14 protein-coding genes are annotated in these 15,418 nt (G+C 35.9%); 11 read left to right on the top strand and 3 right to left on the bottom strand.

The window, feature by feature from the left end; all coding sequences use genetic code 11:
• Window positions 1–13 precede the first annotated feature (13 nt).
• The 6 genes from R1T42_RS03150 to R1T42_RS03125 all read left to right on the top strand — a co-directional run bounded on the left by R1T42_RS03150 (window position 14) and on the right by R1T42_RS03125 (window position 6,300).
• Window positions 14–967, top strand: coding sequence for a DUF368 domain-containing protein (locus R1T42_RS03150; RefSeq protein ID WP_036581992.1), 954 nt, complete (start codon window positions 14–16; stop codon window positions 965–967).
• Entirely contained in the window at window positions 967–1,986 is a 1,020-nt protein-coding gene (locus R1T42_RS03145) for a DUF368 domain-containing protein (protein WP_036580634.1), read from the top strand. Before R1T42_RS03150 ends, R1T42_RS03145 begins: the two co-directional genes overlap by 1 nt.
• On the top strand, window positions 1,961–2,752 hold the full coding sequence (locus R1T42_RS03140) for a shikimate dehydrogenase family protein (protein ID WP_317291269.1): 792 nt from the start codon (window positions 1,961–1,963) through the stop codon (window positions 2,750–2,752). Before R1T42_RS03145 ends, R1T42_RS03140 begins: the two co-directional genes overlap by 26 nt.
• 63 nt (window positions 2,753–2,815) lie before the next feature.
• Window positions 2,816–4,876 (top strand): DUF349 domain-containing protein, encoded by a 2,061-nt coding sequence (locus R1T42_RS03135; protein ID WP_317291268.1) that lies wholly within the window; start codon window positions 2,816–2,818, stop codon window positions 4,874–4,876.
• Window positions 4,877–4,961: 85 nt separating this feature from the next.
• Complete coding sequence (locus R1T42_RS03130; RefSeq protein WP_317291267.1) at window positions 4,962–5,684, top strand: hypothetical protein; 723 nt, start codon at window positions 4,962–4,964, stop codon at window positions 5,682–5,684.
• Window positions 5,685–5,799: 115 nt separating this feature from the next.
• Window positions 5,800–6,300, top strand: a complete 501-nt coding sequence (locus R1T42_RS03125) for a CIA30 family protein (RefSeq protein ID WP_317291266.1) — start codon at window positions 5,800–5,802, stop codon at window positions 6,298–6,300.
• Here the strand turns inward: R1T42_RS03125 and R1T42_RS03120 are convergent.
• The 3 genes from R1T42_RS03120 to pfkA all read right to left on the bottom strand — a co-directional run bounded on the left by R1T42_RS03120 (window position 6,297) and on the right by pfkA (window position 9,298).
• Window positions 6,297–7,154, bottom strand: coding sequence for a BadF/BadG/BcrA/BcrD ATPase family protein (locus tag R1T42_RS03120; RefSeq protein ID WP_317291265.1), 858 nt, complete (start codon window positions 7,152–7,154; stop codon window positions 6,297–6,299). The genes R1T42_RS03125 and R1T42_RS03120 overlap by 4 nt on opposite strands.
• 82 nt (window positions 7,155–7,236) lie before the next feature.
• The gene (gap, locus tag R1T42_RS03115) at window positions 7,237–8,241 is read right to left on the bottom strand and encodes a type I glyceraldehyde-3-phosphate dehydrogenase (protein ID WP_036580647.1); all 1,005 of its coding nucleotides are present in this window, start codon (window positions 8,239–8,241) and stop codon (window positions 7,237–7,239) included.
• 70 nt (window positions 8,242–8,311) lie between these two features.
• Window positions 8,312–9,298, bottom strand: coding sequence for a 6-phosphofructokinase (pfkA, locus tag R1T42_RS03110; protein ID WP_317291853.1), 987 nt, complete (start codon window positions 9,296–9,298; stop codon window positions 8,312–8,314).
• A 116-nt stretch (window positions 9,299–9,414) separates the two neighbouring features.
• Here pfkA and R1T42_RS03105 point away from each other — a divergent pair, with 116 nt between their 5' ends.
• The 5 genes from R1T42_RS03105 (at window position 9,415) to R1T42_RS03085 (ending at window position 15,382) form a co-directional block, all read left to right on the top strand.
• The gene (locus R1T42_RS03105) at window positions 9,415–11,145 is read left to right on the top strand and encodes a sodium:solute symporter family protein (protein ID WP_317291264.1); all 1,731 of its coding nucleotides are present in this window, start codon (window positions 9,415–9,417) and stop codon (window positions 11,143–11,145) included.
• An 88-nt stretch (window positions 11,146–11,233) separates the two neighbouring features.
• On the top strand, window positions 11,234–11,668 hold the full coding sequence (locus R1T42_RS03100; RefSeq protein ID WP_317291263.1) for a cupin domain-containing protein: 435 nt from the start codon (window positions 11,234–11,236) through the stop codon (window positions 11,666–11,668).
• Window positions 11,669–11,744: 76 nt separating this feature from the next.
• Window positions 11,745–12,488 (top strand): hypothetical protein, encoded by a 744-nt coding sequence (locus R1T42_RS03095; RefSeq protein WP_317291262.1) that lies wholly within the window; start codon window positions 11,745–11,747, stop codon window positions 12,486–12,488.
• Window positions 12,489–12,714: 226 nt separating this feature from the next.
• The gene (locus R1T42_RS03090; RefSeq protein ID WP_317291261.1) at window positions 12,715–13,410 is read left to right on the top strand and encodes a ZIP family metal transporter; all 696 of its coding nucleotides are present in this window, start codon (window positions 12,715–12,717) and stop codon (window positions 13,408–13,410) included.
• Window positions 13,411–13,537: 127 nt separating this feature from the next.
• Window positions 13,538–15,382, top strand: a complete 1,845-nt coding sequence (locus R1T42_RS03085; RefSeq protein ID WP_317291260.1) for a PLP-dependent aminotransferase family protein — start codon at window positions 13,538–13,540, stop codon at window positions 15,380–15,382.
• Window positions 15,383–15,418: the final 36 nt, after the last annotated feature.

Here is a 15,418-nt window from a genome sequence, read left to right as displayed (position 1 = left end):
AAAAAATCAAGCTTTGAAAAAATATATCGCTACAGCAATTAAAGGAATCCTTATGGGTGCAGCAGATGTTGTGCCAGGTGTTTCTGGTGGTACTATCGCTTTTATCACTGGTATTTATGAAGAACTCATAAAAACTATTGATGGATTAGATATAGGTGTTTTAAAATCATTTTTTAAAATAGGTATAGCTGCTACTTTTAAAAATTATAACCTAGGTTTCTTACTATCATTGATTACTGGAATCGCAATCAGTATTTTAAGTTTATCTAAGTTAATTACTTATTTATTAGGAGCACATCCTATTCTAGTTTGGTCCTTTTTCTTTGGATTAGTACTTGCTAGTATTTTATATATAGCAAAACAAATTACTCATTGGAATGTCACAGCCATTACCATAATGGTAATAGGTGCTGCCCTATCCTACTGGATCACCGTTGCTGAGCCTGTTGCGTCTCCAGAAAGCTGGTGGTATTTATTATTTTCTGGCTTTATCGCCATTATTGCTATGATTCTGCCAGGAGTTTCCGGTGCTTTTTTATTACTCCTACTGGGTAGTTATGAAACGGTTTTAAGTTCTATCACAGGATTTACAGAAGCAATACTTGCCGGCAATTGGAGTGTTGCATGGGATTACTTTACTAACTTATTAATGGTAGCGATAGGCGCAATCTTAGGGATTAAACTATTTTCTAGAGCGCTGACCTGGCTGTTTGAAAATCATAAAAACTTAACTCTGGCATTGCTTACAGGATTTATGATAGGTTCTCTCAATAAATTATGGCCATGGAAAATGATTCTGAAAACTAGAATCAATTCACACGGCGAGGAAGTTCCATTTCTAGAAAAAAGTATTTTACCACAAAATTTTTCTGGTGACGCTCTTATTTTATATGCTGCAATACTAATGGTTATAGGATTTTTGCTTATACTTATATTAGAAAAAGTAGCTCATAAAAAAACCGACTAGTGCGACAACCTACCCGCAGTTTCAGCGATAAATTCTACTTAGTTTTAAAAGGTATAGCTATGGGAACCGCAAATAAGGTTCCTGGCGTAAGCGGTGGCGTTGTGGCATATGTAGCTGGATTTTATGAAGAGTTCATATATTCTTTTCAAAAACTCAACCTTAAGGCACTTAAACTATTATTTAACGGTAGGTTTAAAACGTTCTATGAATATATTAACGGTCGTTTTTTATCTTTAATTATTCTAGGAGAAGTCCTCAGCTACTTTACCGTAAGTAAAGGATTTGATGTACTTATTAAGAATTATCCCATACTGGTCTGGTCTGCATTTTTCGGGATGATTTTAGGCTCTGTATATTACATTTCGAGAGGTTACGATGCCTGGACACGCAAGAATATTATGATTCTAGCCATAGGTACCGCCATAGGTGTTGGAACCTCATTACTAGATCCCGCAACAGATAATACTAACTTATTCTTTGTCTTTTTCTGTGGTATGGTAAGTATTTCAGGGATGACCTTACCAGGTCTGAGTGGCAGCTTTATACTTATCCTGTTAGGCAATTATGTATTACTATTAGTAGATAGTATAAATGCTTTCTTTGATACCATGGTCGCTGTTGTTCAATGGGATTTCTCGTGGTGGAATGATCCCATTCACATGGATTTACTAGCCATATTAGGCGTTTTTCTATTAGGATCTTTTGTAGGGCTTATTAGCTTATCACACCTATTAGGCTGGACCTTTAAACATTATCGCAACGAGACTAATGCGATGATTATTGGTTTTATAACGGGATCTTTAGGCGTGGTATGGCCATGGAAAAAAGAAATTTATACCACAGACATCGCTGGAAATTATATGACAGACGCGAGTGGAAATCCTATATTAGAAAATTACAGTCGTTACTGGCCAGACTTAACAGCATTACATACATGGTTAGCAATAGGGCTTATATTTGCTGGTTTCTTAATCGTATATCTTATTGATAAATATGGACAACAAGCAAATCCCGCATAGCGTTTTTGGCCTTATAGGCCAGAGATTGGACTACAGTTTTTCAAAAGCTTATTTTACAGAAAAATTTGAGAAACTGGGATTAGAAGATCATGAATACCGCAATTTTGAGATTGCAACTGAGGCTGATTTATTACGCTTTCGCGAAAGCGTGACCTACAACCCTATCACTAAAACCACCAACGGTAAAAACGAGATTATACGCGGACTTAATGTCACAATTCCATACAAGGAGTCGATGCTTAAAATCTGCGATCAACTGACACCTGAAGCTCAAGCTATAGGCGCTGTAAATACCGTTGTAATAGAAGATAATAAATGGATAGGCCATAATACTGATGTCTATGGATTTGCAAAAAGTCTAGAACCGTTTTTACCTATTACACAAAATGCTTTAATCCTAGGCACAGGTGGTGCATCAAAGGCGATTTCTTATACATTAGATGCTCTTAAAGTTCCGCATTTATTTGTCTCTCGCAATCCACAAGGTGAGTATAGTATTCCCTATGAAAAGATCGATGGTGATGTTCTTAAAATTATCTCACTAATTATAAACTCTACGCCTGTTGGAACATTTCCCGATGTGGAAGACAAGCCTAATTTACCATACGACCATTTGAACAAAAATTATATTTTATATGATCTCGTCTACAATCCTAGTAACACTATGTTCATGAAAATGGGAAAGGTAAAAGGTGCTCGAGTAACTAATGGTTACCAGATGCTGGTTCACCAAGCAGAGAAGTCTTGGGAATTGTGGAATGACTAATCCTGTAGAATGATTGCCATATCTAGTGATTCTCTTTATCTTGCACTCCTTTAAATCTATTATATGGATACGAATGACAACCTGCACAACGATGCAGACGGAAATTTAGAAAACGTGAATAACACTGACCAGAACACACAAGACATGCCAGAAAAGGACATGAATACAGAACCTTCAACTGCTGTAGAGGAAACCAAAGTTACACCTCAAGAGATTGTTACTGGTGAAGAAACTACAGAAACACCTGTTGTCGCTGTAAAAGAAGAAGAAAGCTCTAGTGATAATGATGACGAAAGTGATGATCATGCTGAAGATGTAGATGCTCAAACTTTACCTGATACAGACTATAATACATTAGAAATGCCAGCTCTAGTAGCATCTCTAAGACAATTGATACAGGACTTTCCTATCAACACGATTAAAACTCACGTAGACGATATTAAAAAAGCTTTTGAATCAAAAGATCAAGATGCTGAAAAAGAAGCTCGTGAAGAATTCGTAAAAGCAAATCCTGCTACAGAAGAAGCACCTGCACCAGAATTTGAATACGATAATCCTATAAGTAAAGAATTTAACGATTTACATAGCTTATATCGCAAGCAACGAGGTGAGTTTCAACGCCAGCAGCGCAAGGAACAAGAAGACAATCTTGAAAAGAGAAAAAACATCATTGAGTCTATTAAGAACTTAATTGATGAAGAAGAAAATATAGGGACTACTTTTAAAAAGTTTAATGCTTTACAGCAAGCGTGGAAAGATACTGGTAAAATACCTCATGATGCTTATAACATTGTATGGAATGATTACCGCCTGCACACTCAAAACTTCTATGACTATATAGACCTTAGTAAAGAATTACGTGATAAAGATTTTGAACGCAATTTAGATTTTCATAATAAAATTATTACTCGTGCCGAAGAGCTGGGTAATGAACCAGACATCCATAAAGCATTGCGTGAATTACAAGAGTTACATCGCATGTGGAAAGAAGATGCTGGACCAGTTGCCAAAGAACATAGAGATCCTATCTGGGATAAATTTAGCGCAGCTACTAAAGTGATACATGATAAGAGACAAGCTTATTATGAAGAACGTGATAAACTAGCCGAGAAAAACCAGACGATTAAACAAAATATAATCGCTGAAATCAAGAAGATAACTGCAGCTGGAGCAAAGAATCATAAAGGATGGCAAGATCGTTTAGAGGAAGTTAATGCCCTTAAAGAATTATTTACACAAACTGGACCAGCTACAAAGGCTTTAAACAACCACTTATGGGAACAGTTCAGAGTTGTCGGACGTGAGTTTAACCATGCCAAAAACGCGTTCTATAAAGATCTTAAAAAAGATCAACAAGATAATCTGGATAAGAAAATGAAACTTATTGAGATTGCAGAGCAACATCTGGCTGGTGATGATTTTAACGGTTCTTTACCTGTGATGAAGCGTATTCAGAGCGAATGGAAAGAGATCGGTCATGTACCTAGAAAGGTAAGTGATAAAATATGGAAGCGTTTCCAGGCAGCTTGTAATGGCTTCTTTGATAAGAAAAATGCACAAAAGAAAGAAGAAAACGCTGAGGAAGCAGCAAACTTTGAAGCAAAGATGAAAGTCTATGATGCGTTAAAAGAAATGTTGCCACAAGATGATCAAGAGGCTATGAAAGCTGATGTTGAAAAACACATGGCAGATTGGGCAGCAATAGGTCGCGTTCCTTATTCAAAACGTCATATCCAAGATAAGTTTGACAAACTATTACAGGCTAAATTAAAAGCAGCTGGAATGAGCGCTGTAGATGCAGAAATGCTTAAATATCAATCTAAACTTTCTAGTTTAGAATCTGGAGATGCTCGTGATTTTACTAACGAACGTTTTTACTTGAGAAAACGTCGTGATGAGATTCAGGATGAAAAAAGGCAGCTAGAGAACAACATGCAGTTTATCAATACTAAGGATGATAAAAACCCTTTTGTAATACAATTGAAAAAGAACACTGCGGCTTTAGATAAAGAATTAGACTTAATAAAAGAGAAGCAAAAGCAACTTAATATTCTAGAACGTCAGATGAAAAAAGCAGAGGAAGAAGCATCAACAGATGATGAATCTTCAGAGGCTACAGAATAGTTCAATTCTTTTTATTACCATAACTTTAAAGCACCAGTCTATTCTGGTGCTTTTTTATTTTTGTTGTTCACTAAACTAGTTGTTTATGTTTAAATTTTTAAAACGTCTTTTTGAAACACCATCAGGTGACTATGGATCCTTAATGGATAGTCGCGATCCAGAGGTACACCTATCTCAAACGACCATCAATACAATAGTCGAAGCTTTGAGACCTATCTTATTACCTGCTATGATAATTGAGCAATCAGTCGTAGAAAATGATAAATTACCACAATTGCCCGCGGGCAGCATATGGCCTACCAATAAAAAAGATAAACCTTTACATTATCAAGGCACTATTTCTTCAAATGAATTTAAGGTTGTAATATTTCAACATGAAGATGGCTTAAAAAAAGATCATACCAATCTGCAATACTTCTATTTCAAAAAAAATCAATGGCATGAATTAGAGGAATTATCACCTACTGATCTAAATCTGGTTTCTGATCAACGCTATAAGCAGTCTAACATCAATTCTCTTCCTATCTGGGAAGAAATTATTCATCGTTATCCTGAAATTCATAAATTAATAGTTAAACTGGCGCCTAATCATCCTTGGACACTATACAAAAGGGCTAAAAAAATTCTTTGTGATAAAAAGATAACACAACAAATAAATGGCTATCCACAATGGACGATTAATGATATAGATTTCAGAAAAATAAAAGAATTAACGTTCTTATTTCAAATAGAAGACCTTAACCATACCGTTGTGCATTATTATTTCACAGATGGAAAAGAAATTCAACAATTTATACAAAGGCAATAGCTATTGAAGAACGCGATAAGTTAAATATTTCTAATCATCAGAAAGCTTTACCTCATCAACCGACTTATCTATTATGATACGTCTTCTCATTTTATTATTAATCCCCATAAGCAGCATGTATACTTCAGATATTATCAATTTTGGTAAAGATGGGAATACTATGGATTGGGTTATTGTAAACGATGGTGTCATGGGTGGTTTATCACAAAGTACTGCTGTTTCCTATGATAATTACGTTTTATTCTCGGGTACCACATCGTTAAAAAATAATGGAGGATTTGCCAGTTATCGCAGTCCCTACGGGAATTATAATCTTAAAGATTATAAAGCCGTTGAAATTAAGTTTAAAAGTACTGGACGCACCTTTTATTTTCAATTAGACGCATATCGCTCTTGGTGGAATCCTAATTACAAACATCAATTTTCTAGTAATAATAATGAATGGATAACCGTTCAATTACCACTAACTGAATTTAAAGAATATAAGGTAGGTCAACAAACTGGAAAAAAAATATCCCAATCACAACTAGACGATGTCTTGCGATTGGGAATAATATTATTAGATAAAAAAGAAGGTCCGTTTGAATTACAAATAGATTACATCAAATTTATTTAGGCTTTCAATTTATTTCTATGGTAATCGACAAGACCTTCTATCGGTCTACGAACAATATTACCAACCTCATAGCCAAATTCTGCCGCGACTTGCTTTATTCTAGCTTGGGCAAAGTGAGCAATACTACCTACAAAGTGTACTTCGTATGATTTTATTTCTTCTCTAAATTGTAAAATCATATTACGTGAAAATTTACGCAATCCCTTTCTTAGCAACTTTTTAATGTAACGTTCTTCAAGGTTTTGAAAAATAAACTCTGCATGATGAGCAAGAAAAGCATTAGGATTAGGTTGCTTATATAGATGAAATTTTAAGTAATCGGGATCCAAATTGTAAGCCTCTTCAAATTTTTTCATTAAATCTGATGGCATATTTCTAAACCCATAATCTCTCAATAGATTCTTTCCATACCAGTTACCACTAGCTTCATCCATAAGTGTATATCCTAGAGAAACTACACGTTGCTCAATAGTATCACCGTCACTGAAACAACAGTTAGAACCAGTTCCTAGTATACAAACGATACCGGGCTCATCACCTACTGCGGCATATACTGCTGCAGCTGTGTCTTCCTTAACAGTTACTTGCGCGTTTGAAAAATAGTTTTTCAATAAATTTTCCAGAGCTAGTCTAGGCATTTCAGTACCACAACCAGCACCATAGAAAAATAGTTGCTCTACTTGATCTTTGTGAGCTACTAATTCTTCACTTTCTAGAATGCGCAATGGTAATTCTTCGATAGTAAGAATCGCAGGATTCATACCACCAGTTTTTACTTTAAACAATTGCTCTCCATTATTATCAAGTGCAATCCAGTCGCACTTAGTAGAGCCACTATCTGTAATTAAAATCATAAAAAGTTATTTAATAAAGTCTATCCTTGAGCTGGATAGAAAAAAGAAGGCTATCGATGTAGAATCAATAGCCTTTTTAAAATTATAGCGAGTGTACTTTCTCTGCTAGGTCAACTAACTTATTTGAATATCCAAACTCGTTATCATACCAGCTTACTAATTTAAAGAATGTGGAGTTCAATTCAATAGCAGCACCTGCATCATAGATACTAGTTCTAGCATCACTTACAAAATCCTGAGATACAACAGCTTCATCAGTATATCCTACTACACCAGCCATAGCTCCTGTAGACGCATCTTTAAACGCTTTGTTAATTTCTTCTAGAGAAGTCTCTTTACTTAACTTAACCGTTAAATCCACTACAGATACATCAACAGTCGGCACACGGAAAGCCATACCCGTTAATTTACCTTTTAACGATGGAATTACCTTAGTTACTGCTACAGCAGCACCAGTAGTTGCAGGTATAATATTATTCATGGCACTACGACCTAAACGATAGTTCTTCTTGCTAGGACCATCCACAGTTGCTTGTGTTGCCGTTGCAGCATGTACCGTAGTCATTAAAGCCTCTGCTATACCAAAGTTATCATCAAGAATCTTTGCCATAGGCGCTAGACAGTTTGTAGTACATGAAGCGTTAGATACAATTTTATGATCTGCTGTTAATTCATTGTCATTCACACCCATAACAAACATAGGCGCTGTTTTAGATGGTGCAGATATTACAACTTTCTTTGCTCCTGCATCGATATGTGCTTGAGCACTATCTAAATCAGTGAAAATCCCTGTACAGTCTGCAACAACGTCTACTCCTACTTCATCCCATTTTAAGTTCTTTGGGTCACGCTCTGCAGTGACACGTACCTGTACACCATCGATGATTAAGTTTCCATCTTTGATTTCGATAGATCCACCATAACGTCCATGTACAGAATCGTATTCTAATAAATATGCTAATTGCTCCACATCTACTAAATCATTTATAGCTACTACTTCTACGTTGGCACGTTCTAGAGTTGCTCTAAATACGATACGACCTATGCGACCAAATCCATTGATTGCTAATTTCAGTTTTTTACTCATATTATTTAATTGTTAGTTCTTGTTAATTGTTGTTTGCAAGCTTTCGCGAAAGCGTATTTAAAAAATTCTATTAAACCGTCATGATATCAGATACTCTTAAAAGCTCTGTGTCAATTTCAGTTTTTCCTTTAACAGCCATATCCAATGGACATAACTCTATCTTATTATTATTAATACCGACCATGTAATTAGTCTTACCTTCTAGAAGGCTTTCAACAGCTTTAACACCCATGCGACTCGCAAGAACACGATCCCAACATGATGGTGATCCACCGCGTTGCATGTGACCCAGCACAGATACACGCACCTCATACTCTGGCATGTTCGTCTCTACATAATCTTTTAGTTCAAATACATTATCGCCGGTTTTATCACCTTCTGCTACGACAACGATACTAGAAGATTTACCAGATTCACGACTACGCTTTAAGCTCTCTACCAGACGATCTTTTCCCATATCTTCTTCAGGGATTAAGATTTCTTCTGCTCCAGCACCTACTCCAGCATTAAGAGCTATATGCCCTACATCGCGTCCCATAACTTCTACAAAGAATAATCTATTATGTGAACTAGCGGTATCTCTAATCTTATCGATACATTCTACTACTGTATTTAATGCTGTATCAAAACCTAGCGTTGAACTGGTCCCATAAATATCATTATCTATAGTACCTGGTATTCCCATTACAGGAAAATTAAATTCTTCATTAAAAACCATTCCACCGGTAAAACTACCATCACCACCTATGACTACAAGAGCATCCATACCTGATGCCTTTACATGCTCATATGCTTTCTTCCTTCCTTCTACCGTGCGAAATTCTTGTGAGCGTGCGCTTTTAAGAATCGTTCCTCCTTTATTAATAATGTTATTGACACTACGTGCCGTCATTTCTTTAAAGTCTCCTTCTATCAGTCCTTGATAACCACGATAAATACCTAAACACTCTACACCATGAAATGCACAGGTACGTACTACAGATCTTAAAGCAGCATTCATCCCTGGAGAATCGCCTCCAGAGGTCATTACACCTATTTTCTTAATCGTTTGATTCATTGCGTTTTTCATATAATCCATGCTAATCTAGCAAAGAATCCTTAATGAAACTCATGTTTTATTCTATATTTAACCAATTCTAATAATTCAAACGTTATCGTTAATAACTTTTACCTATGGCACTAGAACTCATTGACTTCCTAATCATCATATCGTTCTTTTTGGTCTCCCTTTTTGTAGGAATTGCTGTCTCAAAGAAAAGTTCTAAGAATGCTTCTTCATTTTACTTATCAGGGCGCAATATGCCGTGGTGGCTTTTAGGAGTTTCTATGGTCGCAACAACTTTTGCGGCAGACACGCCTAATCTAGTCGCAGGAATTGTGCGAGACACTGGTGTTGCAGGAAATTGGGAATGGTGGGCTTTTCTACTTACTGGTATGCTAACTGTCTTTTTCTATGCTCGATTGTGGCGACGTAGTGGAGTAACTACAGATTTAGAATTCTATGAATTAAGATATCAAGGTAAAAGCGCTGCGTTTTTAAGAGGTTTTAGAGCGATCTATCTAGGTGTTATATTCAATATCATTATTATGGCTACTGTGTGCCTAGCAGCTATTAAAATAGGTAATGTTATGTTTAACTTTACAGCTGGTGAGACACTGTGGATTGCATCCATAGTTACCGTTCTTTATTCTTTACTAGGTGGACTAAAAGGTGTTTTAATTACAGACTTTATTCAATTTATAATAGCCATGGTAGGATCTATATGGGCTACTATGTACATTCTAGACTTACCTGAGATCAATGGAATGCAAAACCTCATCACGCATCCTAATGTAGCGAGTAAGATCAACCTATTGCCTGACTTTTCTAATACAGAGTTGATGATGGGCATCTTTCTAATACCTCTTGCAGTTCAATGGTGGAGTACCTGGTATCCTGGTGCAGAGCCTGGTGGTGGTGGCTATGTGGCACAACGCATGCTTGCTGCAAAGGATGAGAAAAATGCTACATGGGCGGTATTGTTTTTCAATCTAGCACACTATGCACTACGCCCATGGCCATGGATTATAATAGGTCTGGCTTCTCTTATTATATATCCTAATTTAGAATCACTGGCAACAGCATTTCCTAATCTAGATCCTAAGTTTGTAAAAGATGACTTGAGTTATCCAGCGATGCTCACCTTTTTACCAGCGGGATTATTAGGTCTAGTCATTACCAGTTTAATAGCAGCCTTTATGAGTACGATATCCACTCATTTAAATTGGGGTTCTAGTTATGTGGTGAACGATTTCTATGCGCGGTTTGTAAAAAAGGACGCTAGCGAAAAACAAAAAATTATAGTTGGTAGAGTTTCTATCGTTATTATGATGGCTTGTGCTGGTTTACTATCCCTAGTTTTAGAACAGGCTAAAGATGCTTTTGACCTAGTCATACAAATAGGTGCTGGATCTGGTTTACTCTTTATATTACGATGGTTCTGGCATCGTATAAATCCATGGAGTGAGATTACGGCTATGGCTAGCTCGCTAATCATCGCCATGATCTTTTTTGCAGACAGCCGTTTAGACACGCAATTATTTGCAAACTGGGCAGGATATGAAAAGATCTGTTTTAATGTTGTAATAACCACCACTGCATGGCTTATCGCCACATTTGCTACCAGACCTACACAGGCAGAGACTTTAGATCATTTTAATCACGTCATCTTTGGTAAAGAATCAAAGTTCCATAATTTTCCAATAAAAATATTAGGCTTTTTTATGGGAATCATCGGTGTCTATAGTCTCTTATTCTCAATAGGCAAATTTCTCTATGGAGATGTCGCCATGGGTACTAGTCTTATGGGACTATTTATCATATGTGTGTTAGGGTTAATCGCCTTAAGAAAAAAGTTATTTTAGAGGTTAAGGACATTGCTTAGGTTTTATAGTATCAATATGATCCTTTACACGCTTGCGCGAAATGGTGGAATTAAAATCAATTAAAGATATGAATAAGGTAGAAACCATAAGAAACGGCGAAGGCCAAAACTATAACTACTCACAAGATCACTGCTTTGTAAAACTATCCTCAGATCAAACTAATGGAGAATTATGTATTGTTGAGGATACTTTAAAACCAGGTTTTTATTTACCGAGACATCATCACAAATTAATGACCGAAGTCTTTTATATCTTAGAAGGTGAGGTCGAGTTAATTTTTGATGATCAAACTATTATACTTGAGAAAGGAGACACGATAACCGTACCTGTCAACATCTGTCATGCTGCTCGTTGTAACAATGGTGGCAAGATGCTTACTACTTTTAAAAATGGACAGTTTGACAAGTATCTAGAACGACTTTCTAAAATGTCTGATCAAGATTTTGAAAATGAAGATTTAATGCAATCTGTAGCCGTATCATTTGACATCTATAATGACTAATTAGTATTTACGTTGTTTTTATTCTTTAAACTTTTTTAAGTTCCAGTAGTCTTATGGCCAACTTAAAAGGACAGTTATGAGATTTAAAGGATTCTTATGGTTATGTATTGCGGCATTTACCACTAATAGTGCGCTAGCAATGATACAAGAACCTACAGACGCTACACGTATCACAGATCATCATATCAATTATACAATAGATCAGGATTCTAATTATATATTTTTAAACATAAGTACTACACATAAAGAAACCACGCTCTCTATTCTTAGACATGGACTTACCGTTTACTTTGATGAAACTGGTAATAAAGAGCGAAACGTTTTTGTTAGGTATCCATACCACAACACACCACAACGCCCTAATAGATCTTCTAGACCGCAAACTAACACTGACGAGGCGCCATCTATCGATTATCAAGAAATCATTGCCAATATTCCAGGTGAAGCAGAATATGCTTTCTATGGCGATCAACAAGAATTCCATAAAGATTTAAACGCTTTTGACATCTCATTGGGCTATCAAATGACCGGAGAAGAACAAGATACTCTTGAATATTCAATAAAAATCCCTAAGAATAGAATTACTCAAGATGATAAACTTGATTTATCAAAGTTTACCATAGGTATTTTTACAAACATGCCAGAAAAAAATAAAGATCGTGAAAGTCCATCAGATACTGGTGTCAGTATGCGAGGAGGCAATCAACGTGGCGGTGGCCGTGGTGGATCTGGTGGCGGTAGAGGTAATCGTGGTGAGAGACCATCATCCCAAAAAGAGCCTACACGTATCGACTATTGGTTTAATGCAGGTTTAGAGTAGAAATAGTATAAATAAAAGCATTTTCTTTCCTCAAAGCTCAAAGGCTCTCAAGATGTTTCTTTGGGCTTTTTAAATTAAGTATTTTTAAAAGATAAAACTTGTTTCTATAGTCATCAATATGTTTTCATATCCATAGTTCAAGTATTTATGGTCGATAATAAATGTGATACTCGCTTTCGCGAAAGCGAATAAATCAAACTCACATAAAATCTAAATTAGATAAAATATGACGACTAGTATTGTGGTATTTGTGGTTTCGGCGGCGTTGATTGCTGGAGCATTATGGGGTATTTATGGTAGCCTATCTAAAAAAACAGAAGGATTTCTAGTAGCTCTTGCTGGCGGAGCTTTATTAGTGTCTGCCTTACTAGAACTTATTAATCCAGCTTTAGAAAACAATTCAGTTTACATCACTCTTGCGGTTGTTTTTATAGGAGCTACCACCTTTACAGCCTTAGATTATCTAGTTAAGAAAAAATGGGGTAATAACAGTGGTGGTGGTTTACTAGCTGCTATCACTTTAGATGGTATCCCTGAGAATCTTGCATTAGGTGTTGCTTTAATAGGTGCTGGTCCATTATCTGTAGCAGCTTTATCGGGTTCAATTTTATTATCTAATTTACCCGAAGCAGCTGGCGGCGCTAAGGAAATGGCTGAAAAACATTCTAAAAAGAAAGTACTTTTATTATGGATAGCTACAGCAGCAATACTTGCTATGGCGGCATTAGTGGGACATTTTTTACTATCTGATGTTAAGCAAGAATACTTGAATTACATCAAGAGTTTTGCCGGTGGCGCAGTAGTAGCATCACTAGCCCTAGAAGTGTTTCCTAAATCATTTAAAAAAGATAAGTATTGGACTGGAATTACCACTACTACAGGACTAATTCTAGCATTGTTTTTGAATTCGTTAGGTGAATGATATGATAAATAATCATCAAGGTTTTACATAAGTTTTATAAAGCTAGAACATAGGATATTAAACATCTTGTTAAACCTGCCTTAGACCCTTAATTAATCTATATTTTTGTATCATTATTTTAATACTTATGAAAGACAATAAAGTTCTCAATTATATAGAAGATATCATTAAAAATCATCCTGCAGATTGGTTAGGTCTTACGACACATAGACTGGATATTTATAATGAAAAGCTTGCAAAAACTCAATTCCTAGACCAGTTAGAAACTCTTTATAGTAAAAATAATGCTAGTACTGGAGCTCTAGCTGTATTGCCCACAGCCTATGACTACATAAGGTTAGGTCATCCACTGTCTAGTGTGTTAGAATGGGGAATTGCTCATCTACATGGGCTAGATGCAGAAAATGTTATTAGCTTTTCATCAAAGACAATTCCTGTTCTTGCTGTGTTGAGAAAAAATTTATTGGAAGATAGAGATACCCAAATTAATTACACTGGTGAGCTACCTGCCATTTTAAATTCAGAACTTTTAAAAGAGGTTTATGGATATCATTTTCAATTGCAAAAGGTAAACGCTCCATCTGATGTAGCATCATTTAACGGTAGTACGATTTTTATAGCTGAACACGATGAAATAAATACAGTAGATTTAAATTCAAATATTGACTTCTCCATTAGTTTACATGGTGATTTAGGTAGTATTCTAGTCATTAATAGCTCTCTAGACAAAACCTTTATTTTTGACATACAGCATGTGCGTAGAAGAGAAACTATTGCGATGACGCCATCTAATTCACTAGTGGCCTTAAAATCTCTAGTAGACCAAAAGCCTATCGTTTTAGAAAAAAACAATTTAAGTACAGATAAAACAAGTGTACTCAACTCTATCAAAGAAATTACAGGCACAGAGTTAACGCCTTTAGTCGCATCTAGTGGTTTATCTATACAATATGCTATAATGATGGGACTTATACACGATGCACAAGTAAACCATCCTGGTAAAGCTATTAAATTTATCGTACCACCTAATTGTTATGGCGGAACTAATGATCAAGCTAGACGTGTTGCTGCTTGCTTAAATAATGTAGAAGTTGTTGATTTACCGGTAGATGGTGATAATGATATGGTACAAAGTGTCGATATTGTTTTAAATCAAATCGCTACTCAAGATGCTGTCCCATATATTATTGCTGAAATACCAACAAACCCAAGAGTTGAGGTTCCTGATCTAGTGGCTTTAAAAGAAGCTTTAAGTAAAGAGCGCAAAACGCCTGATGGAACTATAGCAATAGATCCAGTATTTATATTAGACCAAACCTTTTGTCCTAATGTACACTTTTTAGGTGATGGTAAGATGTTATCTACGGTAAGAACTATTTCTTATGCTAGCGGTTCTAAATTCCCAAGTGGTGGAAAGTGTACTGCGGGATACTGTGTAGGTAATAATAAGACTAGTGCTTTAATTGATAAGATAGATTTGCACTTAACATTGTGCGATAATGAAGCTACTGCTTTACAATACGAAATTCTTGCAGCACAATTACCATCAATGAATCAACGTATCAAAGATGCTTATAAAAACACTCGTGAGTTTGTGACATTTGTTCAAGAATCGTTGCCTAATGCAAAAATAAATTTTGTATCTGAAGAACTTGCAGAACAAGGATTTACTCCATCTGTATTCTCTCTAGATCTACCTACAAAAGGTAGGACAGAATCAGAGAAAGAAACCTATAAGAGAGCTTTAAACCTTAAGCTCATCAATCTAATGATCACTGAAATCCCTAACGAGAGTAAATTTTGCGTGAGTTATGGACAATTGAAAGGTTGTTACTGGACCATACCTGCCACATCTACACAAGGAACGACTAAAGAAGGAGATAAGGATTACATAGTGCGAGCTTCTCTATCGCCAGATCTAGATCTAGATTTACATAAAAAAGTTTTTAAAGAATTTGTAGATAGTATCTAAAGTTCAAGAATATCATAATTTTAAAAATGCCGCTAA

Source organism: Nonlabens ulvanivorans (genome assembly GCF_032922765.1).
In the GTDB taxonomy this organism is placed as follows: domain Bacteria; phylum Bacteroidota; class Bacteroidia; order Flavobacteriales; family Flavobacteriaceae; genus Nonlabens; species Nonlabens ulvanivorans.
Note: the sequence above shows the minus strand (reverse complement) of the source record. Positions and strands in the feature narration are given on the sequence as shown.

Coding starts and splice junctions, on each gene's coding strand:
- R1T42_RS03090 (WP_317291261.1), top strand. CDS start 12,715: ATGACGACTAGTATTGTGGTATTTGTGGTTTCGGCGGCGTTGATTGCT.
- pfkA (WP_317291853.1), bottom strand. CDS start 9,298: ATGAATCAAACGATTAAGAAAATAGGTGTAATGACCTCTGGAGGCGAT.
- R1T42_RS03140 (WP_317291269.1), top strand. CDS start 1,961: ATGGACAACAAGCAAATCCCGCATAGCGTTTTTGGCCTTATAGGCCAG.
- R1T42_RS03120 (WP_317291265.1), bottom strand. CDS start 7,154: ATGATTTTAATTACAGATAGTGGCTCTACTAAGTGCGACTGGATTGCA.
- R1T42_RS03085 (WP_317291260.1), top strand. CDS start 13,538: ATGAAAGACAATAAAGTTCTCAATTATATAGAAGATATCATTAAAAAT.
- R1T42_RS03130 (WP_317291267.1), top strand. CDS start 4,962: ATGTTTAAATTTTTAAAACGTCTTTTTGAAACACCATCAGGTGACTAT.
- R1T42_RS03105 (WP_317291264.1), top strand. CDS start 9,415: ATGGCACTAGAACTCATTGACTTCCTAATCATCATATCGTTCTTTTTG.
- R1T42_RS03100 (WP_317291263.1), top strand. CDS start 11,234: ATGAATAAGGTAGAAACCATAAGAAACGGCGAAGGCCAAAACTATAAC.
- gap (WP_036580647.1), bottom strand. CDS start 8,241: ATGAGTAAAAAACTGAAATTAGCAATCAATGGATTTGGTCGCATAGGT.
- R1T42_RS03125 (WP_317291266.1), top strand. CDS start 5,800: ATGTATACTTCAGATATTATCAATTTTGGTAAAGATGGGAATACTATG.
- R1T42_RS03135 (WP_317291268.1), top strand. CDS start 2,816: ATGGATACGAATGACAACCTGCACAACGATGCAGACGGAAATTTAGAA.
- R1T42_RS03095 (WP_317291262.1), top strand. CDS start 11,745: ATGAGATTTAAAGGATTCTTATGGTTATGTATTGCGGCATTTACCACT.